Here is a 25923-nt window from a genome sequence, read left to right on the forward strand (position 1 = left end):
AGGTACGGTGCCGCTATGAGCGCGGATTTGCAGTTCACCGTTGAGCCAAACACCCAACCGGCCAGCGACGACCAGCGCGCCCAGATCCTGGCGAACCCAGGGTTCGGGCAACACTTCTCCGACCACATGGCGATCGCCACCTGGACCGCGGAGAACGGCTGGCACGACGCGAGGATCACCGCCTTCGGGCCGCTGGAGCTGTCTCCCGCGACCTCGGTGTTCCACTACGCCCAGACCATCTTCGAGGGGATGAAGGCCTACCGGCACCCCGACGACTCGATCCACCTGTTCCGGCCGGAGGCGAACGCGGCGCGGTTCAACCGCTCCGCCCAGCGGCTCGCGCTGCCGGAGCTGCCCGAGCGGGCCTTCCTGGACTCGCTGCACAAGCTGATCGAGCTGGACAAGGCCTGGGTTCCCAGCGGCGGTGAGACCTCCTTGTACCTGCGGCCGTTCATGTTCGGCTCGGACCCGTTCCTCGGCGTCCGGCCGTCGGCCCAGGTGACGTACTGCGCGATCGCCTCCCCGGCCGGCTCGTACTTCGCCAAAGGCGTGAAGCCGGTCCGGATCTGGCTCAGCGAGGAGTACACCCGGGCGGCCCCTGGCGGCACCGGCGCGGCCAAGACCGGCGGCAACTACGCCTCGTCACTGCTCGCGCAGGCCGAGGCGATCGAGAACGGCTGCGACCAGGTCGCCTTCCTCGACGCGGTCGAGAAGAAGTGGGTCGAAGAGCTCGGCGGGATGAACCTGTACTTCGTCCTCGACGACGGCTCGGTGGTCACGCCGGAGCTGTCCGGCACGATCCTCGAGGGCATCACCCGCGACTCGATCCTGAAGCTGGTCACCGATCTCGGCCACACCGTCACCGAGCGCAAGATCTCGATCGACGAGTGGCGCGAAGGTGCCGCTTCCGGGCGGATCCAGGAGGTGTTCGCCTGCGGCACGGCCGCGGTGATCACGCCGGTCGCCTCACTGAAGTGGCGCGGCGGCGAGACCCAGGTAGCCGACGGCGAGGGCGGCAAGGTCACCGCCGCCATCCGCACCGCCCTCCTCGACCTCCAGTACGGCCGGGCCGCCGACCCCCACGGCTGGATGACCAAGGTCTGCTGAAACATCCCAGCAAAGCGCCCGGAGAACCCCACGGCTCTCCGGGCGCTGTTTTGTTGTGCGCTCAGTCGCTGAGGGTCTTGTTGGCGATGGCCGCGTTGGTGATCAGGGCGAGCCAGAGAAAGATGGCGACCATCGGTGCGCCGGTCCAGTGGGCCTCGACGGAGGCCGATCGCCCGTCCTCGTCCGACGCCTGCAGGTTCACGACGGCAAGGAAGGTGGCCAGCAGGCCCGCGGTCCCGAGGATCACGACGCTGATGTGGCCGGGTGGGAGCAGCAGGAGAACGAGGACAAGCAACAGGTAGCCCAGCATCAGCGCGATGGCGAGACCACTCACCGGGGCAGGGTCGCCGATGGTGAAGCCGAACAGGCTCAGGCTGATACCGCTGTAGCTCTCGATGGTCCTCCCGGAGCGGCCCTCGGCCAGGAACCAGGTCGGTGCCAGCGTCACCAGCAGCCCGACGGCCAGGGCGAAGCCCATCAGGCGGAACTGCAGCCTTCGCAGCTCGCCGTTCGGGCGGTACAACGCAGTACGGACGTCGTCTTCGAAGGCGTCGCGGCGGGCGACGTCGTCGGACTGGCTCATCGTTTCCTCTCGGCCTGGCTGGACTTCACAGGATCCTCTCAGCCGCCGGGCCCACCGGTTGGATAGGGTCGGGGAACCGTTTCCACACTGAGGGCGAGGGCATGAGCAGCAGCTTTCCGGACGAAGTCGAGGCGTACTACGCGGAGCTGGCCGAGCAGCGTGGCTGGCAGCCGGAGACCGTGCAGGCGTATCGCGCGTCGGTCGAGCTGATCCGCGACCTCGACCGGGGTACCGGCGCCCGGACCTTCGGGGCGCGCGCCGACGAGTACGGGACGGACTGGCTGTTCGAGGCGGTCTGGCACGAGCGCGAGTGGGTCGTCGTCCGGCAGTTGCAGGTCGGCGAGGACGGCACCGTACTGCGGTACTGGTGGCAGCGGCTCGAGGACGAGGACGGCGCGCTGACCGAGCAGGCCCTGAACCGGGACGAGTGGGGTCTGCGGGAGCTCAGCCGGGAGGACTTCTACACGGCCTGGGACGACCCGGGCTGGTCGCTCACCGCCTGATTCCAGTACTCCGCCACGCTCCGTAGTACTGGATGTTCGCTTTTCGAGACGATCGGCCGTGCCGCCGAGATCGTGTGGCAGACTGCGAAATGTCATGAAGAGCTACCAGATCATTATCAACTAGGCGCGCTCAGCCGGCAGTACCTGAGCGCGCAGACCTCTCGCACTTTGCGGGAGGTTTTTTGTTTGCCTGAAGCCCGTACCTCGGAAGGCGATTTCGTGAGCACTAGCGACGAGTTCCACGTCTACGACACCACTCTGCGCGACGGCGCGCAGCAGGAGGGTCTGGCGTTGTCCGTGGCCGACAAGATCGCCATCGCCCACCACCTCGACGACCTGGGTGTGAGCTTCATCGAGGGCGGCTGGCCGGGCGCGGTGCCCAAGGACACCGAGTTCTTCCAGCGTGCGCGAACGGAACTGACCCTGCGGCACGCGACCTTCGCCGCGTTCGGCGCGACCTGCAAGCCCGGTACGCCGGCCGCCGACGACCAGCAGGTCGCCGCGCTGCGCGACTCGGGCGCCGGAGTCGTCACGTTGGTTGCCAAGAGCCACGATGCGCACGTCGAGCGGGCGCTGCGGACCACGCTGGACGAGAACCTGCGGATGGTCGCCGACACCGTCAAGCACCTCCGCGAGCACGGCTTGCGGGTCTTCCTCGACACCGAGCACTTCTTCGACGGCTACCGCTCCAACCGCGCTTATGCGCTGGAGGTCGTACGGGTCTCCGCCGAGGCCGGCGCGGATGTGGTCGCGCTCTGCGACACCAACGGCGGCACGCTGCCCCGCGAGCTGCAGGACATCGTCCGCGACGTCCTGGAGACGACCGGCGCGCGGCTCGGCATCCACGCCCACAACGACGGCGGCTGCGCGGTGGCGAACTCGATCGCCGCCGTCGAGGCCGGTTGCTCCCACGTCCAGGGCACGATCAACGGGTACGGCGAACGCACCGGCAACGCCGATCTGCTCGCGGTCGTGGCCAACCTCGAACTCAAGCGGGGGATGCGACTGCTCCCGCCCGGCCGGCTGGCCGAGTCGTACCGGATCGCTCACGCGATCGCCGAAGTGACGAACGTGCCGCCGTCGACCCGGCAGCCGTACGTCGGTGTGTCTGCTTTCGCCCACAAGGCGGGACTGCACGCCAGTGCCATCAAGGTGGATCCCGATCTCTACCAGCACACGGATCCAGCCTTGGTGGGCAACGACATGAGGATGCTTGTCTCGGAGATGGCCGGCCGGGCCAGCGTCGAGCTGAAGGGCCGCGAGCTCGGCTTCGACCTCGGCAACAACCGCGACCTGGTCAGCCGGGTCACCGACCGGGTCAAGGAGATGGAGTCCCGCGGCTACACCTTCGAGGCGGCGGACGCGTCCTTCGAGCTGCTGCTGACCGAGGAGGTCGACGGGCGCCGGGTGAGCTTCTTCGATGTCGAGTCGTGGCGAGTGATCACCGAGTCGCGGGCCGACGCCGAGGCGGTCTCCGAGGCGACCGTGAAGCTCGTCGCGGGTGGCGACCGCGAGATCGTCACCGGTGAGGGCAACGGCCCGGTGAACGCGCTCGACCACGCGCTGCGGACCGCGATCGAGCGCGCCTACCCGGTGGTGAAGAAGTTCGAGCTGGTCGACTACAAGGTCCGCATCCTCGACCAGGGCCATGGCACCGACGCGGTGATCAGGGTCCTGATCGAGACCACCGACGGCGAGGGCTCGTGGCTCACCGTCGGCGTCGGTCACAACATCGTCGAGGCATCCTGGGAGGCGCTGGTGGACGGCGTCACCTACGGCCTGCTTCGCCACAAGGAGGTCGTCCGATGACAGCCCTGGCAACCCTCGCGCCCCGCACGGCACCCGATCCCACGTACGTCGTACCGGAGCGGATCCAGACCGTCTTCACCGCCCAGGTGGTGGAGACCCGCGGCCTGCTGGCCCGGATCGCCGTCCAGCTCAACCCCTACGACGTCCGCGAGCTCACCCTCTGCCTGGACACCGGCACCCTCCGCATCGTTGTCGAAGGCAACGGCTTCGACGCCGGCCGGGTCGCCGCCCGCCTCGACAAGATCATCGGGGTGCTCGAGGTCAGCTCCGCTCGAGGTCCAGTGCCAGGGCAGCTGTCCAGCTGAAGTCGCGGGCCTCACCGGCCTGCGCAGCCGCATCTAGCTCTCGAGTTGGCGGAAGAAGGCGGTGATGTCGGCGGCCAGGGCTTGGGGGACCTCGAGTGCGGAGAAGTGGCCGCCGTGCTCGAACTCGGTCCATCGGACCACGTTGTGCACATACTCGGTGTGAGCCCGGACGGCCTTGGTGATGTCGTGCGGCAGGACGACGATGCCGAGGGGTGCCGCACAGACCGGTGAGGCGCCGCCGGCGGTCTCCTTGGTCAGCCGGGCCGCCGACCCCGCGGTGGCGGTCAACCAGTAGAGCGAGACGGTCGTCAGCAGATGGTCGATCGAGATGTCCGATTCCGGGTCCGTCCACTCGGTGAACTTCTCCGCGATCCAGGCGAGCTGGCCGACGGGGGAGTCGGTCAGCGCGTACGCGATCGTCTGCGGTCGCGTCGCCTGCAGAGCCTGGTACGCCGGACGGTTGGCGATCAGCTCCTTGATCCGGGCCAGTCGCCGGGTGTCCTCCTCGTCGAGCTCGAACGTGACGCCCGGCGGTGGCGGGCCGGGCAGATAGGTCACGTGCGCCCCGACCACGCTCTCCGGTGCCGCGACGGCCAGCGCGCGGGAGATCCCCGACCCGAAGTCGCCGCCGTGCGCGCCGTACCGGTCGTAGCCGAGTCGCTCCATCAGCACGGCCCAGGCCCGGGCGACCCGGCCGACACCCCAGCCCGTCTCGTGTGTCGGCCCGGAGAAGCCGAAGCCCGGGATCGACGGGATCACCAGGTGGAACTCGGCCGACAATGGCTCGATCACGTCGAGGAACTCCAGGTACGACCCCGGCCAGCCGTGGCTCAGGATCAGCGGCAGTGCGTCCTCGCGAGCTGACCGGACATGCACGAAGTGAACCCGCTGCCCGTCGATCTCGGTCGTGTACTGCGGTAGCTCGTTCAGCCGGGCTTCCTGCTTGCGCCATTCGTACGTCGTGCGCCAGTACTCGGCAAGCTCCTTGACCCGGGCGAGCGGGATGCCGTAGTCCCAGCCGACCCCGGGCAACTCGTCCGGCCAGCGCGTCCGGGCAAGGCGATCGGTCAGGTCGTCGAGGTCGGCCTGCGGAACGTCGATGGTGAACGGCTCGATCATGACAGCTCCTATCGTTGGTGCGACCAACAATAGACGAGAGTCGTTGGTCGCGCCAACAATAAGTTCGGAAGCTGGCTAGTTGTCCCGGAGTACGGCGATGCGGTTGCCCAGCTGGGCTGCGGTGCCGGCGAATTCGACCAGTTGGTTGGCGTCGGAGATGGTGAGTTCGCCGTGATCGGTGCCGTCGGTGATCCAGGTGTAGCGGTTGCTCTCGGCCCCTACCGCGTCGATCACCGTGGTGCAGGAGATCGCCGTGTCGCCGGAGTACTGCGCGATGGTCAACTCGACCGTCTGGCCGCGTCCCTTCAGATCGACCAGCTTGCCGGTGACGGTGTCGGCCACTGCCCAGGCCTCGACCTTGCGGTCATGATCGCGCTGCTCGACCGCGACGTAGCGTCCGCCGACGCGGCCGTCGTACCAGTTCACGGACCAGCGGTCGACGAGTGGCACCTCGCGCACCTCGCCGGTCTCCGGCTCGACGAAGACGGCCTGCCTGTCGTACAGCGCCCGCGCTTTGCCGTCGACGGCCTCCAGTACCTCCAGGCCGTTGGAGCGTTCGAACTCGGCCTGCCAGGGCCGACCGCCCGCAAGCGGAGTGCCCTTGGCCAGCCGGCGTCCGTCCTTGACGTAGCCGAAATCGATGAAGCTCTTGCCCGCGACAACGAAGTCGTTGCCCGTGGCCCGCAGTGTCGCGGCCACCCGGCCGGTCTGTACGTCGAGCACGGTGGCCGGCGCGGTCCGGGCGCCGCCGCGGATGACCACCCAGTCGGACCGGGGTACCCAACGCCTTGAGTTGTAGGAGTTTTGCCCGCCCGACCCCGCGTTCGCCTCGCCGACGTGCGTCCACACCTTCTTGCCGGTCTTGACCTCGATGCCGGTCGTCGTCTCGTTGCTGCTGAACACGACGATGTCGCCGTTGGTGGTGAAGGGTTCCTGCTGTCCGACGTCCTGGTTCCAGCGGCTCTTGCCGTCGGCAATCGAGATGACGCCCGCCTGGTTGGCCCGCTGCGAGCTGCCGCTGTCGCCGTAGAGAAGGACGGAATCCCCTCCCAGCTGTTGCGACCGGACCGTGCCCGAGCTGCCGAAACCGTTCTTCCAGACCACGTCACCATCAGTGATCGTGCGGCCTTGCACCGCGTGAGTCTGCTGGTCCAGCGTGACCGCGAGCTTGTCGTTGGCCGCGATCAGCGAGGTGTCCTCGCCGACCTCCCAGCCGGCTGATGTGAGCGGCGGGATGCGGACCACGAGGACGCCGGCCGCGATGATGGCGACGGCAGCAACCACCGCGGCGGTTCGTAGTACCGGGCTGGACCGCAACGAGGCAACGGTCAGCGCGACCGCTGCGATCACCAGGGCGGCGATCCACGCGTACCGGCCCCAGTCGAAGGCGATGGTCAGGGCTGCGGCGACAACTGCGACCGCAAGAACGGCGAATGCCGCGGTTCTCTTGGGCATCGGGATCCTCGCTGGGGGCGGTGGGTGAACCGCAAGCATGCCAAACCGGAGGTCCGGGGAACGGCGGCGGGCCGTACCCCGGACGCTCCCGTTCAGTCCCAGCTCAGGCCGCCGCCCGACTGGTACTCGATCACCCGGGTCTCGAAGAAGTTCTTCTCCTTCTTCAGGTCCATCACCTCCGACATCCAGCCGAACGGGTTGCGCGTCTCGCCGAAGATCGGCTGGAGGCCGATCTGCTCGGCTCGCCGGTCGGTGACGAAGTGCATGTACTGCTCGCACAGGTCCGCGGTCAGGCCGAGCATGCCGTTCGGCAGCGTCGCGCGGCCGTAGGCGACCTCCAGCTCACAGGCTTCGGTCAGCATCTGCCGCACCTCGGCCTGGAACCGTTCGGTCCACAGGTGCGGGTTCTCCAGCTTGATCTGGTTGATGCAGTCGATACCGAAGTTCAGGTGGATCGACTCGTCGCGCAGGATGTACTGGTACTGCTCGGCGATCCCGACCATCTTGTTGCGCCGGCCGAGCGACAAGACCTGCGCAAAGCCGGTGTAGAACCACATCCCCTCGAAGACCACGTAGAACGCGATCAGGTCGCGCAGGAAGTCGGTGTCCGACTCCGGCGTACCGGTCCGGAAGTCCGGGCCCTCCAGATGCTGGGTGTACTTCAGCGCCCAGGCGTCCTTGTCCGAGATCGACGGCACCTCGCGGTACATGTTGAACAGCTCGCCCTCGTCCAGGCCGAGCGACGTACAGATGTACTGGAAGGTGTGCGTGTGGACGGCCTCCTCGAACGCCTGGCGCAGCAGGTACTGCCGGCACTCGGGATTGGTGAGGTGGCGATAGACCGCGAGCACGATGTTGTTCGCGACCAGCGACTCGGCGGTGGCGAAGAAGCCGAGGTTGCGCTTCAGCATCAGCCGTTCGTCGTCGGTCAGGCCGTCCTTGCTCTTCCACAGCGAGATGTCGGCCTGCATCGAGACCTCGGTCGGCATCCAGTGGTTGTTGCAGGCGGCAAGGTATTTGTCCCAGGCCCACTGGTATTTCAGTGGCAGCAACTGGTTCACATCCGCCCGCGCGTTGATCATCGCCTTGTCGGCAACCTCGACGCGAGCCGCTCCGAGGGCGATTTCGCCCAGCCCTGTGGTGGTCACTGGCAGGCCTCGCAATCCGGATCCTCGATGGAACAAGCAGCACCAGTGGGCTCCGGCAGAGCAACCGGTACTGCGTTGAGCCGGCCGTCCGTTCCTTGCAGGGTGGACTTCTCGACATGCGTGGCCGACTGGGATCGCAGGTAGTACGTCGTCTTCAACCCGTACCGCCAGGCCGAACGGTAGAGCTCGTCGAGCGCCTTGCCCGACGGAGCCGACATGTAGAGGTTGAGCGACTGCGCCTGGTCGAGCCACTTCTGCCGGCGCGATGCGGCCTTGACCAACCAGAGCGGGTCGAGCTCGAAGGCGGTCGCGTACAGCTCGCGCAGGTCGGGTGGGATGCGGTCGATCTGGGACAGGACGCCGTCGTGGTACTTGAGATCCGAGACCATCACCTGGTCCCACAGTCCGCGCGCCTTGAGGTCGGCGACCAGGTACGGGTTGGCGACGGTGAACTCGCCGGACATGTTCGACTTCACGAACAGGTTGCGGTAGATCGGCTCGATCGACTGGCTGACCCCGCAGATGTTGGAGATCGTCGCGGTCGGGGCGATGGCGAGCACGTTGGAGTTGCGCATGCCGTCGCGCAGTACCTTCTCGCGCAGTTTGTCCCAGTCGAGTTGCCGGCTGGTGTCGACGGTGAGGTCGCCGTTGCGTGCCTCGCGGAGCAACTCGATCGAGTCGATCGGGAGGATGCCCCGGCTCCACAGCGATCCGTCGTACGTCTGGTACCGGCCGCGCTCGGCCGCCAGGTCGCTCGACGCCGCGATTGCGTGGTAGCTGATCTGCTCCATCGAGCTGTCGGCGAAGTCGACGGCGGCGTCGGAGGCGTAGCGGATCCGGAGCGCGAAGAGCGCGTCCGCGAAGCCCATCAGGCCGAGGCCGACCGGGCGGTGCCGCTGGTTCGCGCGCTCCGACTCCGGCGTGGTGTAGAGGTTCACGTCGATCACGTTGTCGAGCATCCGGACGGCGGTCTTCACGGTGTTCTCGAGCAGGTCGGCGTCGAGACCCGTCTCGGTGAGGTGGGCGACCAGGTTGACCGAGCCGAGGTTGCAGACCGCCGTCTCGTCGACCGTCGTGTTCAGCGTGATCTCGGTGCACAGGTTGGAGGAGTGGACGACGCCGTCATGCTGCTGTGGCGACCTGAGGTTGCACGCGTCCTTGAACGTGATCCACGGGTGACCGGTCTCGAACAGCACGGTCAGCATCCGGCGCCACAGGTCGACCGCCTTGACCCGGCGGAACACCCGGATCTCGCCTCGGTCGGCAGCCTTCTCGTAGTTCTCGTACGCCGTCTGGAAGGCAGCGCCGTACAGGTTGTGCAGGTCCGGGACCTCGTCAGGCGAGAACAGCGTCCAGTCGCCGCCGGCCTCGACCCGCTGGAGGAACAGGTCGGGCACCCAGTTGGCGGTGTTCATGTCGTGGGTGCGGCGTCGCTCGTCGCCGGTGTTCTTGCGGAGGTCGAGGAACTCTTCGATGTCGAGATGCCACGTCTCGAGGTACGCGCAGACCGCGCCCTTGCGCTTGCCGCCCTGGTTGACGGCGACAGCGGTGTCGTTGGCGATCTTGAGGAACGGTACGACGCCCTGCGACTCGCCGTTGGTGCCGCGGATCTTCGCGCCGATGCCGCGGACGGGGGTCCAGTCGTTGCCGAGACCGCCGGAGTACTTGGCCAGCAGGGCGTTGTTGCGGATGCGCGCGAAGATGCCGGCCAGGTCGTCGTCGACCGTGGTGAGGAAGCAAGAAGAGAGCTGCGGGCGCGTAGTACCGGAGTTGAAGAGTGTGGGTGTCGAGGACATGAAACGGAACGAGCTGAGCAGCTCGTAGAACTCGATCGCGCGCTCCTCGCGGTTCTCCTCCTTGAGCGCGATGCCCATCGCGACGCGGAGGAAGAACGCCTGCGGCAGCTCGAACCGGGTCTTGTCGATGTGCAGCAGGTAGCGGTCGTAGAGCGTCTGCAGGCCGAGGAACGCGAAGTCCAGATCGCGCTCCGGCTTGATCGCCGCGGCCAGCCTGGCGAGGTCGAAGGTGGCCAGCTCAGGGTCGAGCAGACCGGCCTCGATCCCGACCTCGAGGTAGCGCGGGAAGTAGTCGACGTACGCCGTGGCCATGTCGGCCTGGCTCGCCTGACGCGGCTCACCGTGGACGCGGCCAAGCGTCTCGCGCCGGATCTGGTCGAGCAGCAAACGGCTGGCCGCGAAGCTGTACTGCGGCTCTGTCTCGACGAAGCCGCGAGCGGCCATCACCAGGGCGAGCTCGACCTCGTGCTGAGCCATCCCGTCGTAGCAGGAGCCAAGAGTTTCGTTGAGGATCAGTTCGGCGTCGACTGCTTCGAGACCGGCTGCTGCTTCGGCGACGATCAGGCGAAGTCGCTCGACGTCGAGAGGGGCTTTTGTGCCGTCTGCTGCGCGTACGTTGATTGTTTTGCTTGAGCTGACCTCGGCCGCGGTGTCGGGGGTGCGGGCTTTGGTGCGCTCTTCGCGGTACAGGACATAGGCGCGGGCGACCTGGTGCTCGCCCGCGCGCATCAGCGCGAGCTCGACCTGATCCTGGATGTCCTCGACGTGGACGCTGCGACGGGCATCGCCACGACTGGTCAGGGCATCGATGACGCGGTGGGTGAGGTCGGCGACGACATCCCGCACGCGATGGCTGGCACCCGCCTCGGCTCCCTCGACGGCGAGGAAGGCCTTGCTGAGCGCGACGGAAATCTTGGTCGAGTCGAAGGCGGTACTACTGCCGTCGCGCCGCACGACGGTGAGATGGATCGGCCGGGCCGAGTCGGTTGCCGTCGGCTGATCTGACGAAACGATGGTCACAAGCGCTCTCTCCACGGTCTTTGGGGCGCCGATCTACATGTTGTGGTGCAGATCGGTCGGAACCACTAGCGGTAGTGACTCTAAATCGCCGACCCCTACATGTAGTGGCAAGACGCGCCGCGTGTCGCACATCTTGTGGTCGAGATTCTCGGCGGTCCCGACCCCGGCCCGACCCCGGCCCGGCCCCGGCCCTGGCGCCGGCGCCGGCCCCGGTCAGCGGTTGGCGGCCAGGATTGCGGCTAGGCCTGCTTGCAGGTCCTTGACGAAGTAGCCGGGGACCTCCAGGGAGGGGAAGTGTCCGCCGGACGCGGGTGACCTCCAGCGGACGATCTGGCGGTATCGCTGCTCGGCCCACAGGCGTGGGCACTTTTCGATGTCGCGGGGATAGATGGTGATCGCCGCCGGGACGTCGACGCGAAGCTCTGGGTCGAGCAACGCAAGGCTTTCGGTGTAGATGCGGGCCGACGAGGCGCCGGTTCGCGTTAGCCAGTACAGGGTGACGTCGTCGAGGACCCTGTCTCTGGAAAGCGTCTCGAACGGGCTGTCTTCGGTGTCTGTCCACTCGGCGAACTTGTCGAGAATCCAAGCCAGCAGGCCGACCGGTGAGTCGACCAGCGCGTAGCCAACGGTCTGCGGACGGGTCGCCTGCTGCTTCGCGTACGCCGAGCGGTTGTGCGTGAAGTCGCGGGTTTCCTCGACCCACTTGCGTTCGACCGTTGTGAGGCCGTCCGTCGTCAATCCGGGCGGCGGCTGCGCGAGCGTTGTGTGGATGCCCAGGACGTGCTCCGGGAATCTGCCGCCGAGGGTGGTGGTGACCACACCTCCCCAGTCGCCGCCGTGGGCTACGAACTTGGTGTAGCCGAGTCTTCCCATCAATTCCACCCAGGCGGCTGCGATCTTTTCGGTACCCCAGCCTGTGGTGGTCGGCTTGTCGCTGTAGCCGAACCCTGGCAATGACGGGACCACGACATGGAACGCCGGCGCGCCCGCGTCTTTGGGATCTGCCAGTTCGTCCACTCCGTCGATGAACTCGGCGATGCTGCCTGGCCAGCCGTGCGTCAAGACCAGTGGAGTCGCATCTGCGCGCGCTGATCGGCGGTGCAGGAAGTGGATGCCCAGATCGTCGATGGTCGTGCGGAACTGGCCGATCTGGTGCAGGCGCGCTTCGAACGAGCGCCAGTCGTAGTCGGTGCGCCAGTAGTTCACGAGATCGACGAGGTCGGCGAGCGGGACGCCCTGATCCCATCGGCTGGGGCCAGGCGCGTCGCGACGGACCGTCTCGGGCTCCGGTAGGCGCGCCGCGGCCAATCGCGTTCTTAGATCGTCGAGTTCGGCGTCCGTTGCGCGGGCTTCGAATGCTTGTACGGCGCTGCTTGGGCTGGGCATGAGACCTCCTGGCCGTCGTAGATCGGCTGTTGTTCTCGTGAACCGGCTAAGACGGTTCTAACATGCCTCGCAGCGGTGCTGCAACCGGCTAAGGTGGTTCCATGCCTGCTGGGTTTCCTGACTTCCGCCTCGGTACCGTGCTGGCCACCAGCTTCACGGGGACTTTGTCGGAGCGTCATGGCAACGCTGTGGAGCGCATCCCCACGCCGGAGCGACTCGTCGACTGGCTGGCGGTGAACGGCCTCGCTGTCGACTCCTGTACGAGCGCCCACCTCGACCTGGCTCGGGAACTGAGGGAGTCAATTCACGCTGCCGCGACGGCGGCCGCAGTACAAGGTGCTCTTCCTGTGGGTGCTGTCCGAGTCCTCAACGACTGCAGCATTCAGGGGCGGGCCGCGGCTGTCCTGACGCCCGAGGGGAGTCGGCGATGGCAACTCAGCTCGGGCTCTGTCGAAGATGCCCTCAGCGTGATCGCCGCCGACGCGATCAGCATCATCGCCGGCGACCGAGACGGACGACTGGCCCTGTGCGCCTCGCCCACCTGCCAAGCCGCCTTCCTCGACACCAGCCAAAGCCGCACCCGCAAATGGTGCGACATGAACACCTGCGGCAACCGCCAAAAGAAAGCCCGCTACAACGCCAACCACCCCAAAAACCCCTGACCAACCGCAGTCTCGCTACAACGGGCGATGCAGCCGGCGCAGCGGAGCGGGCGTCGCGAGTCGGCCCATGCGTTCCAGTTGGCGCGCGACCTGGCGGGATTTCGCCTTCACCTGCCCATGGCACCCACCGATGCCCCTCTTCAACAGGCGATGCAGCCGGCGTAGGGCAGCGGAGCAGGCGTCGTGAGCCGGTTCGTGTATTGAGGGCCTGGCCGCCGAGGGTGCTCTCCTGAGCGGTGGATGGAGGCTTGCCTCGACGGCCAGGCGATTGGGGGGAGGTCGGCTGGTGCGCTGGTCGGGTTGTGCGGGCGGGCAGTGCGGTCAGGCGGCTAGGGCGTGGAGGTCTTGGAGGGTCATGATTTCTGAGCCGTGGTGGATGAGTTCTCGGTTGAGGCGGAGGACCACGTGGCCGAAGGGTTCGGCGGCGTCCAGTTCGGTGGCCTGGCTGAGGCCTACGGTCATCGCCTCTTCTTCGTCGAGTTCGGCGATCGAATCGCGCCAGGCCTCGACCCAGTGCGCCAGCCAGGCGACCGCGTCCTGGGCGTTGCCGTGCAGGGTGATGTCGGCGCGGCCTTGTTTGCTGGCGCCGAAGGTCCACTCCCAGCGCTCGAAGAACGTCTCGGTGAGATGCGCGATCAGCCAGGCGATCGTCCGTGGCCCGCGATGATCGGGCTCGTCCGGCCACTGCGCCACCCATTCGCCGGACCCCAGCGACCTGAACCGCCCCGCGTACTGCCGCCGCACCACGGTCAGTGCCTCGCTGCTCGGCCGCCAGAAGTACTGCTCGTCCGTCAGTGTCGCGAGACGCCCCGACAGCACCATCCAGCTGAAGCCGAGCTGCCCCCGCACCATCGCCATCGCGGACGGCCGCTGCAGGATCTCCCAGTCGAACGGCTGCGGCATCACAAGTCCTCACACTCCCCGATTTGGTCCAGCTCTCGAACGTATGTTCGAATTGTTCATCGAGGAAGCGAGGAAAGTCAATCAGCTCAGCGTGTCGGTCCCGGCACGGAAGGAACAGGTCTGCTAGGCGGTGCGATCCGGGTGTCGGCCGCCGGACTGGCGAATCGGCGTTCGAGGAGGGTGAAGGCATCGATCAGTTCAGGAGCTTCGTAGACGCGGTTGCGGCGGCCATCGGTGAGCTCGCGGAGGACGGCGGCCTCGGTCAGGCGGGTGAGGGCCTGGTTGGCTGCCTGCTGTGATCTGCCGATGAGTTCGGCTGCCGCTCCGAGAGTGAGTACCGGCGCAGCGGGCAGGGTCTCGATCAGGAGGTCGACCGCAGACCCGGCGCGCACCGGCGCGGCTCGCTCACGCCAGGCGGCCTTGAGGTCCGCGGCGGTCTGCTCGAATCGCGCGGCCTCGGCCGTCGCGTGGCTGCATGCCGTCGCGAACATGAGCAGCCATTCGTTCGCCGCACTGCGAGCGCGCGCGTTCGTCGGCTTGCCGGTGTGCCGGAAGGCGGTCAGCGCTTCGACGTACTGCGTTGCGTGGGTGGCCAGCGACAAGGAGACCGGTGGCACACTTCGCGTGACCAGCCCTTCGGCGCGGAGTACCAGGTGGATCAGGGCGCGGCCGGTGCGGCCGTTGCCGTCGGCAAAGGGGTGGATCGTCTCGAACTGCGCATGCGCGATCCCGGTCTTGGCCAGCACGGGCAGCCGCGACTCCCGCACGAAGGTCATCAGGTCTTCGAGTAGCTCCGGCACCAGTTGGGCCGGCGGTGGCACGTAGTATGCCTCGGCGGGGGAGCGCCCGCCGATCCAGTTCTGCAGATACCGCACCTCGCCGCCGAACTCGGGATTCGGCGAATGCGCCATCAGTCGCCGGTGCGCCTCCAGCAGATGCTCGACCTCGAGCTTGTCCCCGGCCTGCACCGATTCGGTCACCCACACCATCGCATCGACCGCGCCGAGCACCTCCTCGGCCGTCACATCATGATGGCGAGCGTTCTCCCGCAACGCCTCAGCCTTCAGCAACCGCCGGGCCCCCACCACCAACCCCTCGATCTGCGACGACCCCACCGCCTCGGCCCGCAACAACAACCGAGCCAACGCCTCACTGTTCGTCAGTACTGCGGCCGTCGCATCCAGCCGCGCAAGATCCCCGGCCGCATCCTCCAGCGCGGCCAACACCTCTTCGCCGAGATCAAACTCCCGCCCAACAAGCGGGTCCGGAAAATACAACTCATACGACCCACCCAGCCGCTCAGCCCGAGTGAACCCATCCGGATCCCCCGGCCACCGATGCAACTCCACCCGCGCCATCTTCTTATTCAAGCTTATGCGACAACCTTGAACAAGAGCTGAGATAGGTCCGGGTTCATTCCTGAGTCATCAGACGGGTAACAGCGCTTCCGGTTGGAAAGGAGAGGCGCCCGACCGGGATGACCCAGTCGGCCCAGATCGACAGGCGCCGCGGTAGCGGTAGATCCGCCAAGTCCGCCCGGCTGCCGACCCGGTCGAGGGCGTGCAGGAACTCGGGGGTTGTTCCCGGGCGGTTCTCTGCCAGGTAGTCGCGCCAAGGGAGCCGCGGGTGGTCGTGGGCCGTTCGATAGAGGTCGGGAAAGAACTCGGGGCCGAGCATCGGGAAGCCGATGACAGCGGCCAGGAGAACCATTCCGGCTCGATAGGGCAGCGCGACCGAGCCGCCCAGGTCTTCTACCGGCTCGAGGTCAGGCCGCTCACCCCCGGCTGACGAACGCGTCGCGATCAGGAGGCCATAGCTGTTGGCAAGGCGCTTCACCGAGCGTGGCCCGGTGACGAGTGGCGGGCCGAGCAGGTTGATCAGCTTGTACTCGTCCGGTGTGAGGGCCAGTGGATCCACCCGCTCCACGATCCTGGAACTCAGATCGATCGGCTTCCGCCCCTGCGACTCCCTTCCAGCCTCCTCGATCTGACCAGCCCTTGCTGCGACACCGACGGCCGGCTCCTGTTTGCCCAGAGCAAGCGTCTGGTCGACCGCGGCGCCTGGGCCAGTTTCCGAACCAGCGCCTCCGGCTGCGGCTGCGACGCTCACGTTCGCGTCCGAACGGAGCCCGACGAGGTCGTCGATCATCCGCTGGTAGCCGGTCTGCTCCATCGGCGGCAGCGTCAGCACGATCTGGAAGATCTTCTCCAGGTACTGCGCGGGCGTGGAGGTCCGGAGTTCGTCGTCGGCCTCTTCGAAGAGTTCGCGGTAGTGGCTCGTGAGTGATCGCAGCAGCCACCGTGGATCGACGGCGACCACGACGACGAACAGCCGGACCGCCAGCAGCAGATGTACTGCCTCCAGCACATCGATGACGCGATCGGGCGGACACCGATCGAGATCGTCGATATAGATGACGATTCGGTCGATCGTCGGCAGTTCGTCTCCGGCTGCATCGTGCACCGGTACGTCGTACTGCGAAACCTCGTCCGGGCGGAGCAGTTCGGCCATCCGCTCGAAGTCCTGCCGGATCTGAGTCATCAACCCGAGTCGTTCCCGGTACGACGCCGCTCCCGCTCGTTCCTGGACCACGCCCGCGAGCTGCCCAGCGGAGGTGAGGTTCTGGATGCGCTGACGCAACTCGTCGACCTCGGCCGCGGCGACGGCTTCCGCGGTCTCCAGCCGTTGCTTCTGTTCGTCACGGATCCGCTTGATTGTCTGCCAGCCCGCGCCGATCGCCTCGCGGGCAGGTTGGGTCCGCTCCCAGCCGCGCACGGCGGCACCGATCACGACGGCGGCTCCTGCCACGGCAGGCAGCGCGGCGAACCAGCGGGCCAGGTCGGGTCCCCAGAGCACGAGCGTGGCGGTTCCGGCCACTCCCACGGCGCCCGCGAGCCAGCCGCGCCAGGAAATTGCCCTGGGTAGCCTGGCCAGGGCGCGCAAAGTCCGTCGGCCGACCGACGAGGTGGTCGCGGCTTCCTGGTAGATCTTCTCGGCGTCCTGGCCGAGGACGTCCTGCAGGCGCTGCCTCGTGGAGGGTGTCAGGGCGGCCCAGGCGGACAGTTTGCCCAGATCGGCGCGACGCAACTCGGCCAGCCGGTCCTCCGCGGCGGCGAGTTGTTCACGGAGGCCGCGCGCCTGCACCAACTCACTCGCCAGGCGGGAGCGCTGGCGTTGTTCCCGGGTCGGGTCGGCATCGTCTTCGCTCAACTGGGCGAACAACTCGGCGACCAGGCTCGCCCAGAGGTCGGCCTCGGCGTAGTGCCACGCGTTGAACCGCACCTGCCGAACGTGACCGTGGGCGATCGGATCGTTCGGGCCGGCGGCGCGGGCGCGTTCAGTCACCTCTTCCTGCAGCATCTCCAGGAACGTGCTCTTCCCATCACCCCACTGCCCGAAGAGTCCCACTGCCAGGGGCGGACGCGCAGAACGTGCTGTCACCACGTCGGCCAGGGCCGCCGCGTCGCTCCGCCTGCCTAGCAAGTCAGTCGTGCTGCCGGTGTCAGATCGGTACCGCGGCACCCGCGGTACTGCTGATTCCCAGACCAGATCCCACAGCCGGATCACGCCTTCGTCGTTCCCGGCGGCGAGCACTGGGTGTCCATCCAGTCGACCCCACGCCCCCCAGACGACAGGACCGCCCAGACTGAGCTGGTGTACCGACGTCCGGTCGACGTTGAGAAACAGGACTGTGCCCTCGGTGTTACCGGTCACCAGTAGTGGCTGGCCGTCGTACAGATGCCACATCCCCCAGCTGTTCCAGCTCCGATCCCCAGAGGGGAAGTCCTGATGCTGATAGCTGGAGACCTCACCTGTTCGATAGTTGTGGAACCGGATCACACCCTCGGAGTCACCGGTGGCCAGGAAGGTCGTTCCTTCAATGTCCTGCCAGGTGCCCCATTCGCTTCGCGCGTCCAGCAGAGTGGTCGGTACTGTGCCGCTGGCAGCTGCGTTGGCGGGGTCCTGCAGTATTCGGGCAGGCCAGACCTGAGTCCGAAGGCCTCCGGTCGCGAGGATCGGTGCGCCGTCCACTTCGTGCCACGCACCCCAACCGACGGGTTTTTGACGCTCATTGACCTGGATCGCCCCTAGGTCCTCTGCGTTTGTCAGGTTCCACAGCTGTACCCACCCGTGGGTCGTGCCGACCGCCAGAACTGTTGCATCGCCCAGAACACCCCAGGTCGCCCAGGGGGAATTGCGGATGTTGCCGACCGTATCGAGGAAAGTGGGGCCGCTTTCCGACGGCGCCCACAGAGTGACACCGAGTCCGGTGCCTCCGACGGCGGCAGTCGGCCGGCCGTACAGTCGCCCCCACCTGCCCCACGCGCGTCCCCGAGAATCACCTGGAGGTCGTCCCCGAGAAGCACGGGGAGGTAGCGTGTGTGCTCCCGTTCGGGTGTCGACCCACTGGCGGCCTGGGTCCGTCTTGAAAGAGTGTGACAACACCTCTCCGGCCGCGGTCCCGGCGAGGAGAATCGGATCGCCGTCGGGGTGCCACTCGCCCCAGGTTGTCGGCTCCGCGGAAGGCCGGGGCAACGAAACTGCCCGCTCGATCAGACGAGGTATTCGCTGCGGACGGCCAGGTGACGGCGGGGGGAAGGGCTGGGACATCCTCCGATGGTGGCAGCTACTCAGCCAGTCTGCCCGGGAACCAGCTTGTCGCAGAGTTCGATCAGTTGAAGGCGGAGCGGGCGGGCTCGGTCGGCGAAGGTGCGTTGGGATGTTGCGTAGTGGGACTTGCCGGCTGGGGTTTCGATGGGGATGGGGTCGTAGCCGAGGTGGGTGAGGTCGTAGGGGGAGGCGCGCATGTCGAGGGTGCGGATGTCTCGGGCTAGTTCGAAGGAGTCGAGGAGTAGGGAGCTGGGGGCGAAGGGCATGAGTTTGGTGGACCATTTGTAGAGGTCCATGTTGGCGTGGAGGCAGCCGCCTTGTTCCAGGTGGGGTTGGGCCTCGCGGGTGGGTTGCAGGACGTTGAGTGGGCGGGCCGGCTGGGTGAAGAAGCGGAAGGCGTCGAAGTGGGAGCAGGCGATCTTGTGGGACTCGACCACTCGGTCGGTGCCCTCGGAACCCAGGCGGAGTGGCCACGCATCGTGGCGGACCTCCTCGGTGCGGTAGACCATCGCCCACTCGTGCAGGCCGAAGCAGCCGAACTGGGGCTGGCGGTCGGCCGTTGCTGAGAGCAACTTCCTGATCCACCCGATGCTGTCGGCCCGGCGCGAGATCTCCGCCGGATCCAGCCGCGCGGCGCCTTCGGAGTACAGGTAGCCGCGTTTTCCCTCGTACTGCGTTGCGCCGCGCAGGCTGATGCCCGGTCCGGGGTGCCAGAGGCGGAGCTGCTTGGGGCGCGTCGGGTAGTAGGTGAAGAGGAAGTCCTCGACCGGGTGCTTCTCGCCGCGCCGGCGGCGATCCAGATGACCTGCCAGCAGTGCGTCGACCCGCTGGACATGGGCCGCCTGCAACGGCTCCCACTCGGCGGGCTCGAGGACAGTGCTCACAGGTCCAGGGAGAAGGCGTACAGGTCGACACCGGGGCGGGGAGACCAGTCGCGTTCGGGGAGGCGGGTGAAGCCGAGTCGCTCGTAGATGCGGTGGGCTGTGGTCATGTAGGTGGCGCTGGACAGCACCACCCGGTGAAAGCCCAACTCACGGCTGCGGTCGATGCAGTGCTGGGACAGCGCAGTACCGATGCCGAGGCCGCGGGCCTTGGCGGAGACGCCGAGCATGCGGAACTCGCCTTCGCCGTCACGGCCGAGCTCGCCGTAGACCGAGCCGGGGACACAGAACGTCACCGTGCCCAACAGATCCGTGCCGTCGGAGGCGACCCACAGCTCTGCCTTGGCGGCGCGGTCCGCGGCGTTGCGCAGGGTCAGTCCGTAGTCGGAGCCCGCGGGGATGAATCCGTCCACGGCGTAGGCCTCGGCGGTCAGCTCGCCCACTTCGTCGTACTCCGCGGGCCGTGCCAGCCGGATCTCAGTCGTCACCGGATAACTGTCTCACCCCGGCGCGACGGTAGGCTCGGGGCCGCTGCCTCACTAACACACTCACACGAAGGCCTGACGTGCGCATCGCCAGATTCTCCGTCGACGACGAACCGAAGTACGGGATCGTCGAGACCGACGACCCCGAGGGGCTCGTCGGCACCGTCGCCGTGCTCGACTCGGACCCGCTCTACCGGCCGGTCCAGTTCACCGGCGAGCAGCTGCAACTGGCTGACGTCCGGTTGCTGGCCCCGGTGATCCCGCGCAGCAAGGTGGTCTGCGTCGGGCGCAACTACCGCGCGCACGCCGAGGAGCTGGGCAACGAGGTACCGGCCGAGCCGATGATCTTCCTCAAGCCGAACACCTCGGTGATCGGCCCGCGGGACGGCATCGTCTACCCCGAGCAGACCAACAACCTGCACTTCGAGGGCGAGCTGGCGATCGTGATCGGCCGGATCTGCCGGGACCTGCCCAAGGAACGCGTCAACGAGGTGATCTTCGGTTACACGATCGCCAACGACGTGACCGCGCGGGACCTGCAGAAGACCGACGGCCAGTGGGCCCGGGCGAAGGGGTACGACACGTTCTGCCCGCTCGGCCCGTGGATCAGCACCGAGCTGGACGTGTCCGACGTGCGGGTGACCACCACGCTGAACGGCGAGCCGAAGCAGGACGGCCGGACCTCGCAGTTCATCTTCGACATTCCCGAGGTGCTGGCCTACATCACCTCGTTCACCACGTTGCTGCCCGGCGACGTGGTGCTCACCGGCACCCCCGCGGGTGTCGGCCCGATGCTGCCCGGCGACGAGGTCGCGATCAGCATCGAAGGACTCGGAACTCTGACGAACAAGGTGATCGTGCGTGACTGACAAGCCTGCCCCGACTGACGACGACGTCCTCGGCGGCTTGGAGCCCAGCCAGGTAAGGGTGCGGTTCCCACCGTCGCCGACCGGGTTGCTGACGGTCGGCAACATCCGCAGCGCGCTGTTCAACTGGGCCTTCGCCCGGCACTACGGCGGCAAGCTGGTGCTGCGGATCGAGGACACCGACGCCGCCCGCAACACCCCGGAGGCGTTGCAGTACACGCTGGACTCGCTGCGCTGGCTCGGCCTGAACTGGGACGAGGGCCCCGAGGTCGGCGGCGAGTACGGGCCGTACCTGCAGTCGGAGCGGATGGAGACCTACTCCGACGTCGTGGCGAAGCTGCTGGCCGCCGGCCGGGCGTACCACTGCTACTGCTCGCAGGAGGAGCTCGACCAGCGCCGCGAGGCCGCTCGCTCCGCCGGCCAGCACAGCGGGTACGACGGCCACTGCCGCACGTTGACGGCCGACCAGGTGCAGGCCTATCTCGACGAGGGCCGTCGCCCCGTCGTCCGGCTGCGGATGCCGGACCGGCCGATCACCTTCGACGACCTGGTCCGCGGCGAGATCACCTTCCTGCCGGAGAACCTGGGCGACTACGTCCTGGTCCGGGCGAACGGCTACCCGCTCTACCCGCTGGTGAACCCGGTGGACGACGCGCTGATGGAGATCACCCACGTACTGCGCGGCGAGGACCTGCTGTCCTCGACGCCCCGGCAGATCGCGCTCTACGAGGCGCTGGCCGAGATCGGGATCGGCGCCGGCCGGACGCCGCGGTTCGGGCACCTGCCGTTCGTGATGGGTGAGGGCAACAAGAAGCTGTCCAAGCGCGATCCGGGGGCCGGCCTCGGTGAGTACATGGAGCGCGGCTTCCTGCCCGAGGGCCTGCTGAACTACCTCGCGCTGCTCGGCTGGTCGATCGCCGACGACCGCGACGTGTTCACCATGGACGAGATGATCAAGGCGTTCGACATCCGCAAGGTGAACGCGAACGCGGCCCGGTTCGACCCGAAGAAGTGCGAGGCGATCAACGCCTCCCACATGCGGATGCTTGACCCGGCGGAGTACACCCGTCGCGTGGTGCCGTTCCTGGCCAAGGCCGGGGTGTTGCCGGCCGAGCCGTCGGCGGAGCAGCTGGAGTTGCTCGGCGCCGCCGTACCGCTGGTCCAGGAGCGGATGAACACGCTGTCGGAGTCGGTCGAGATGCTGGCCTTCCTGTTCGTCCCGGACGAGGCGTTCTCGATCGACCCGGACTCCGCGGCCAAGGTGCTGACCGGTGACGCCGGCGCAGTACTGGAGGCGACGATCCAGGCGCTGGCCGGGGTCGGCGAGTGGAAGACCGAGGCGATCGAGCAGGCGCTGCGCGCTTCGCTGATCGAAGGTCTCGGGCTGAAGCCGAAGAACGCGTTCGGCCCGGTCCGGGTGGCGATCTCCGGCCGCCGGATCTCGCCGCCGTTGTTCGAGTCGCTGGAACTGCTCGGACGGGAGCGCTCGCTGCACCGCATCGAGCAGGCCCGCGCGAGCCTCCCGGCAGACTGATGCCCTCCGCCGGTACGCCGCGTCCCGGGGTGGTGGTCGACCCCCGGGACGCCGGCCCGCAGCCGTACCACCGGCTGCTCCGCAACGACGTGACGCCGACCGGCTACGTGCTCCTCGGAGCGCTGGCGGTGCTGGTCGGCTGGATGCTCGCCAGCGTGCTGATCCTGGGGACGCAGCAGGCGATCCGGACAGACCCGAAAGGCACGGTCTCCTGGTTCACACTGCTGGCGACGAACCTCTCGCTGATCGTGCTGATCCCGCTGACGATGATCGTCGCGACGAAGCTGAACAAGCAGACGCCGGGGCTGTTGTCGTCGGTGATCGGCAAGCTGCGCTGGCGTCCGCTGGCGGTGTTCCTGGCGGCTGCCGTCGCACTCGAGCTCGTGATGCTGGGGATCATCCAGCTGGGCGGGGTCGAAGTCCTGGGCGACGGGGCGGATGGGGTGGCGTCGGATGCTGCCCTGGTGATCGCGGTGACGTTGCTGACCTCGACGTTCCAGGCGGCGGGGGAGGAGTACTTCTTCCGCGGCTATCTGTTGCAGGCTGTCGGTGCGCTCGTCCGCAGCGCGCTGATCGCAGTACTGGTGACGACGGTGCTGTTCACGATGGCGCACGGGATCTGGCCTTGGGAGAGCCCGGCGTTGTTCCTGGACCGGTTCGCGTTCGGCCTGGTCGCCGGGTGGCTGGCTGTCCGCACGGGTGGGCTGGAGGCGCCGATCGCGGCGCACGCTGCGAACAACGTGATCACCTTCATCTACGCGGCTCTGACCGACACAGTGGGGGACAGCCTGGGAGCCGCTGACGCGCCCTGGTCGCTCGTCGCGGTCGATGTGGTGAAGTTCGCTGCCTTCGGCGTGATCGCGCTGCTGCTGACCCGTCGGCAGGGCCTGGCGACGCGGTGCGAGTTGCCCCTGGCACCGCTGCCGATCATCGACCCCGGCCGCGGCAAGAGGCTGGTGTGACGGGAGTGACAACGCCCGGCGGCCGACTCGTTTTGGTGTCTGGCGCTTTGCTGAGATAGGCTCAGCGGGCCAGGTTGTGAGGGCGGAAACAAGCTCACAACCGCAGAGAAATGCCTTGGGGTATGGGGTAATTGGCAGCCCGTCTGATTCTGGTTCAGTTAGTCTAGGTTCGAGTCCTAGTACCCCAGCGAGCGATTGGACCGCGCCGACGAAAGTCGGTACAGTTCATCCTCGTTGCCCGGTCCGCAAGGAGCGAGTAACAACCCTCTGGCCCCGTTGTGTAGCGGCCTAGCACGCCGCCCTCTCAAGGCGGTAGCGCGGGTTCGAATCCCGTCGGGGCTACCAGAGAAAGCGCCTCTCACTCACCGAGTGAGAGGCGCTTGTTGTTTACCCCACACTTCCCTTGTCCTGAGCAACTGGAACAGCCCGCCGCGACGGGCGCGGCGGGCTGTTCGTAGTACGGGGCGCTGTTACTGCGAGGCGGGGCGGCTGTTCGGGGCTGTTACTCCGAGGCGCGGCGGAGGGCTTCGGAGAGGCGTTCGGCGGCGGCCATCACGGCGGGGGCGTGCATCCGGCCGGGCTGGCGGGAGAGGCGTTCGATCGGGCCGGAGACCGAGACCGCGGCGATGACCTTGCCGGAGGGGGAGCGGACGGGGGCCGAGACCGAGGCGACGCCCTGCTCGCGTTCGCCGACCGAGTGCGCCCAGCCGCGGCGGCGTACGCCGGCCAGCGCGGCTGCGTTGAAGGTGGCGTTGTGGAGACCGCGGTGCATCCGCTCCGGGTCCTCCCAGGCAAGCAGTATTTGCGCGGCCGACCCGGCGGACATGGTCAGCTGGCTGCCCACCGGGACGGTGTCGCGCAGACCCGACGGACGCTCGGCGGCCGCGACACAGACTCGGTACTCGCCTTGGCGCCGGAACAGTTGGGCGGACTCACCCGTGATGTCGCGCAGCCGGGCCAGTACCGGACCGGCCGTCGCGAGCAGGCGATCCTCACCGGCCGCGGAGGCCAACTCGCTCAGTCGCGGGCCCAGCACGAAGCGTCCCTGCATGTCGCGCCCCACCAGCCGGTGGTGCTCGAGGGCCACGGCGAGCCGGTGCGCCGTCGGCCGGGCCAGTCCCGTCGCTGCCACGAGTCCGGCCAGGGTTGCCGGTCCGGACTCGAGCGCGGACAGAACGAGAGCTGCTTTGTCGAGAACGCCGACTCCGCTAGAGTTGTCCATGGGACGATATTGCCGTCTCGAATCGTGGAACGCAAGTCGCTTCTCCGGCTCCGTGCGGAGCACTGTAAGTGAAGCAGCCGGAGCACGGTGAGCGATACGGGCTTCACCACACTTCTTGAAGGAGTTTGTCTGATGGGTAGGACGTTGTCGGAAAAGGTCTGGGATGCGCACGTCGTGCGCCATGCCGACGGAGAGCCCGACCTCCTCTACATCGATCTCCATCTCGTCCACGAGGTGACCAGCCCGCAGGCCTTCGACGGCCTCCGGCTGGCCGGCCGGCAGGTGCGCCGCCCGGACCTGACGATCGCCACCGAGGACCACAACGTCCCGACCCTCGACGTCGACAAGCCGATCGCCGACCTGGTGTCGCGCACCCAGGTCGACACCCTGCGGCGGAACGCGGCCGAGTTCGGCATCCGGATCCACACCCTCGGCGACCCCGACCAGGGCGTCGTGCACGTGATCGGCCCGCAGTTGGGCCTGACCCAGCCCGGGATGACCGTGGTCTGTGGTGACAGCCACACCTCGACGCACGGCGCTTTCGGTGCGATCGCGTTCGGCATCGGGACCAGTGAGGTCGAGCACGTGCTCGCCACCCAGACGCTGATGCAGGCCCGGCCCAAGACGATGGCAGTCACCGTCGACGGCGTCCTGCCCGACGGCGTCTCGGCCAAGGACCTGGTGCTCGCGCTGATCGCCCAGGTCGGTACTGGTGGTGGCCAGGGCTACATCGTCGAGTACCGCGGTGAGGCGATCCGCGCGCTGACGATGGAAGCCCGGATGACGATCTGCAACATGTCGATCGAGTGGGGCGCCAAGGCCGGCATGATCGCGCCGGACGAGACCACCTTCGCGTACCTGAAGGACAAGCCGCACGCACCGCAGGGCGTCGACTGGGAAGCCGCGGTCGAGTACTGGAAGAGCCTGGCCACCGACGAGGACGCGACGTTCGACCGCGAGGTCGTACTGCGGGCCGAGGACATCGCCCCGTTCGTCACCTGGGGAACGAACCCGGGCCAGGGCGTCCCGCTGTCGGCCAACGTGCCGTCGCCGGACGACTTCGACAACCCGAACGACAAGATCGCCGCCGAGCGCGCGCTGGAGTACATGGGCCTCACCGCCGGTACGCCGTTGCGCGAGGTCAAGGTGGACACCGTCTTCCTGGGGTCCTGCACCAACGGCCGGATCGAGGACCTGCGGGCCGCGGCCGGCGTCCTGGCCGGGCGGAAGGTTGCCGACGGCACCCGGATGCTCGTCGTCCCGGGGTCGGGCCGGGTCCGGCTGCAGGCCGAGGCCGAGGGGCTCGACAAGATCTTCAAGGACGCCGGGGCCGAGTGGCGCGGCGCCGGCTGCTCGATGTGCCTGGGCATGAACCCGGACCAGCTGGCTCCGGGTGAGCGCAGCGCCTCGACGTCGAACCGCAACTTCGAAGGCCGGCAGGGCAAGGGTGGCCGCACCCACCTGGTCTCGCCGCTCGTCGCCGCGGCCACGGCCGTCACCGGAACGCTCGCGGCGCCTGCCGATCTGCAGCCGCTCGATGTCGTCGTACCCGAGAACGTCTGAGGA

21 protein-coding genes and 2 tRNA genes are annotated in these 25923 nt (G+C 67.6%); 11 read left to right on the forward strand and 12 right to left on the reverse strand.

The genetic code is table 11. The annotated features are described in order from the left end of the window. Nucleotides 1-15: 15 nt before the first annotated feature. A complete protein-coding gene (locus tag AB0F51_RS34245) occupies nt 16-1107 on the forward strand; it encodes a branched-chain amino acid aminotransferase (RefSeq protein WP_360286771.1) in 1092 nt (363 codons plus the stop codon). 61 nt (nt 1108-1168) lie between these two features. Here AB0F51_RS34245 and AB0F51_RS34250 read toward each other — a convergent pair whose 3' ends face one another. Beyond that, entirely contained in the window at nt 1169-1690 is a 522-nt protein-coding gene (locus AB0F51_RS34250; protein WP_360286773.1) for a hypothetical protein, read from the reverse strand. 101 nt (nt 1691-1791) lie between these two features. Between AB0F51_RS34250 and AB0F51_RS34255 the strand changes: the two genes are divergently transcribed. The 3 genes from AB0F51_RS34255 (at nt 1792) to AB0F51_RS34265 (ending at nt 4307) form a co-directional block, all read left to right on the forward strand. Next, a complete protein-coding gene (locus AB0F51_RS34255; RefSeq protein WP_360286776.1) occupies nt 1792-2193 on the forward strand; it encodes a hypothetical protein in 402 nt (133 codons plus the stop codon). A gap of 219 nt (nt 2194-2412) precedes the next feature. Continuing rightward, complete coding sequence (cimA, locus tag AB0F51_RS34260) at nt 2413-4002, forward strand: citramalate synthase (RefSeq protein WP_360286778.1); 1590 nt, start codon at nt 2413-2415, stop codon at nt 4000-4002. Next, on the forward strand, nt 3999-4307 hold the full coding sequence (locus AB0F51_RS34265) for a hypothetical protein (protein ID WP_360286780.1): 309 nt from the start codon (nt 3999-4001) through the stop codon (nt 4305-4307). The genes cimA and AB0F51_RS34265 overlap by 4 nt, the downstream gene beginning before the upstream one ends. Before the next feature lie 33 nt (nt 4308-4340). On the opposite strand, the gene AB0F51_RS34270 is transcribed toward AB0F51_RS34265, so the two are convergent. From AB0F51_RS34270 to AB0F51_RS34290, 5 genes are all read right to left on the reverse strand, one after another. Next, the gene (locus AB0F51_RS34270; protein WP_360286782.1) at nt 4341-5426 is read right to left on the reverse strand and encodes an epoxide hydrolase family protein; all 1086 of its coding nucleotides are present in this window, start codon (nt 5424-5426) and stop codon (nt 4341-4343) included. 75 nt (nt 5427-5501) lie between these two features. Beyond that, entirely contained in the window at nt 5502-6881 is a 1380-nt protein-coding gene (locus AB0F51_RS34275) for a hypothetical protein (RefSeq protein ID WP_360286785.1), read from the reverse strand. Between the two features lie 92 nt (nt 6882-6973). Then, complete coding sequence (locus AB0F51_RS34280) at nt 6974-8029, reverse strand: ribonucleotide-diphosphate reductase subunit beta (RefSeq protein ID WP_360286788.1); 1056 nt, start codon at nt 8027-8029, stop codon at nt 6974-6976. Then, on the reverse strand, nt 8026-10845 hold the full coding sequence (locus tag AB0F51_RS34285; protein WP_360286791.1) for a ribonucleoside-diphosphate reductase subunit alpha: 2820 nt from the start codon (nt 10843-10845) through the stop codon (nt 8026-8028). The genes AB0F51_RS34280 and AB0F51_RS34285 overlap by 4 nt, the downstream gene beginning before the upstream one ends. 213 nt (nt 10846-11058) lie before the next feature. Next, on the reverse strand, nt 11059-12231 hold the full coding sequence (locus AB0F51_RS34290) for an epoxide hydrolase family protein (RefSeq protein WP_360286794.1): 1173 nt from the start codon (nt 12229-12231) through the stop codon (nt 11059-11061). 101 nt (nt 12232-12332) lie between these two features. Here AB0F51_RS34290 and AB0F51_RS34295 point away from each other — a divergent pair, with 101 nt between their 5' ends. Continuing rightward, nucleotides 12333-12893 (forward strand): CGNR zinc finger domain-containing protein, encoded by a 561-nt coding sequence (locus AB0F51_RS34295; RefSeq protein WP_360286797.1) that lies wholly within the window; start codon nt 12333-12335, stop codon nt 12891-12893. 321 nt (nt 12894-13214) lie between these two features. Here AB0F51_RS34295 and AB0F51_RS34300 read toward each other — a convergent pair whose 3' ends face one another. The 5 genes from AB0F51_RS34300 to AB0F51_RS34320 form a co-directional block, all read right to left on the reverse strand. After that, nucleotides 13215-13796, reverse strand: a complete 582-nt coding sequence (locus AB0F51_RS34300) for a DinB family protein (RefSeq protein ID WP_360286800.1) — start codon at nt 13794-13796, stop codon at nt 13215-13217. An 86-nt stretch (nt 13797-13882) separates the two neighbouring features. Beyond that, nucleotides 13883-15154: a Fic family protein gene (locus AB0F51_RS34305; protein ID WP_360286803.1), complete on the reverse strand. Its 1272-nt coding sequence runs from the start codon at nt 15152-15154 to the stop codon at nt 13883-13885. A 55-nt stretch (nt 15155-15209) separates the two neighbouring features. Next, nucleotides 15210-17828 (reverse strand): P-loop NTPase fold protein, encoded by a 2619-nt coding sequence (locus AB0F51_RS34310; RefSeq protein ID WP_360286806.1) that lies wholly within the window; start codon nt 17826-17828, stop codon nt 15210-15212. Between the two features lie 599 nt (nt 17829-18427). After that, complete coding sequence (locus AB0F51_RS34315; protein WP_360286809.1) at nt 18428-19291, reverse strand: 3-methyladenine DNA glycosylase; 864 nt, start codon at nt 19289-19291, stop codon at nt 18428-18430. Continuing rightward, nucleotides 19288-19776: a GNAT family N-acetyltransferase gene (locus AB0F51_RS34320; protein ID WP_360286812.1), complete on the reverse strand. Its 489-nt coding sequence runs from the start codon at nt 19774-19776 to the stop codon at nt 19288-19290. The genes AB0F51_RS34315 and AB0F51_RS34320 overlap by 4 nt, the downstream gene beginning before the upstream one ends. 77 nt (nt 19777-19853) lie before the next feature. Here AB0F51_RS34320 and AB0F51_RS34325 point away from each other — a divergent pair, with 77 nt between their 5' ends. From AB0F51_RS34325 to AB0F51_RS34345, 5 genes are all read left to right on the forward strand, one after another. Next, nucleotides 19854-20642, forward strand: a complete 789-nt coding sequence (locus AB0F51_RS34325; RefSeq protein ID WP_360286815.1) for a fumarylacetoacetate hydrolase family protein — start codon at nt 19854-19856, stop codon at nt 20640-20642. Next, nucleotides 20635-22173: a glutamate--tRNA ligase gene (gene gltX, locus AB0F51_RS34330; protein WP_360286818.1), complete on the forward strand. Its 1539-nt coding sequence runs from the start codon at nt 20635-20637 to the stop codon at nt 22171-22173. Before AB0F51_RS34325 ends, gltX begins: the two co-directional genes overlap by 8 nt. After that, nucleotides 22173-23135 carry a CPBP family intramembrane glutamic endopeptidase gene (locus tag AB0F51_RS34335; RefSeq protein ID WP_360286821.1) on the forward strand — a complete coding sequence of 321 codons (963 nt, stop codon included), beginning with the start codon at nt 22173-22175 and terminating at the stop codon, nt 23133-23135. Before gltX ends, AB0F51_RS34335 begins: the two co-directional genes overlap by 1 nt. 116 nt (nt 23136-23251) lie before the next feature. After that, a tRNA-Gln gene (locus tag AB0F51_RS34340) sits at nt 23252-23323 on the forward strand. Nucleotides 23324-23404: 81 nt separating this feature from the next. Further along, a tRNA-Glu gene (locus tag AB0F51_RS34345) sits at nt 23405-23480 on the forward strand. 157 nt (nt 23481-23637) lie between these two features. Here AB0F51_RS34345 and AB0F51_RS34350 read toward each other — a convergent pair. After that, entirely contained in the window at nt 23638-24357 is a 720-nt protein-coding gene (locus AB0F51_RS34350) for an IclR family transcriptional regulator (RefSeq protein ID WP_360286824.1), read from the reverse strand. A gap of 132 nt (nt 24358-24489) precedes the next feature. On the opposite strand from AB0F51_RS34350, the gene leuC reads away from it, so the two are divergent. Next, nucleotides 24490-25920 (forward strand): 3-isopropylmalate dehydratase large subunit, encoded by a 1431-nt coding sequence (gene leuC, locus AB0F51_RS34355; RefSeq protein WP_360286827.1) that lies wholly within the window; start codon nt 24490-24492, stop codon nt 25918-25920. Nucleotides 25921-25923: the final 3 nt, after the last annotated feature.

It is taken from the genome of Kribbella sp. NPDC023855 (genome assembly GCF_040639475.1).
In the GTDB taxonomy this organism is placed as follows: Bacteria; Actinomycetota; Actinomycetes; order Propionibacteriales; family Kribbellaceae; genus Kribbella.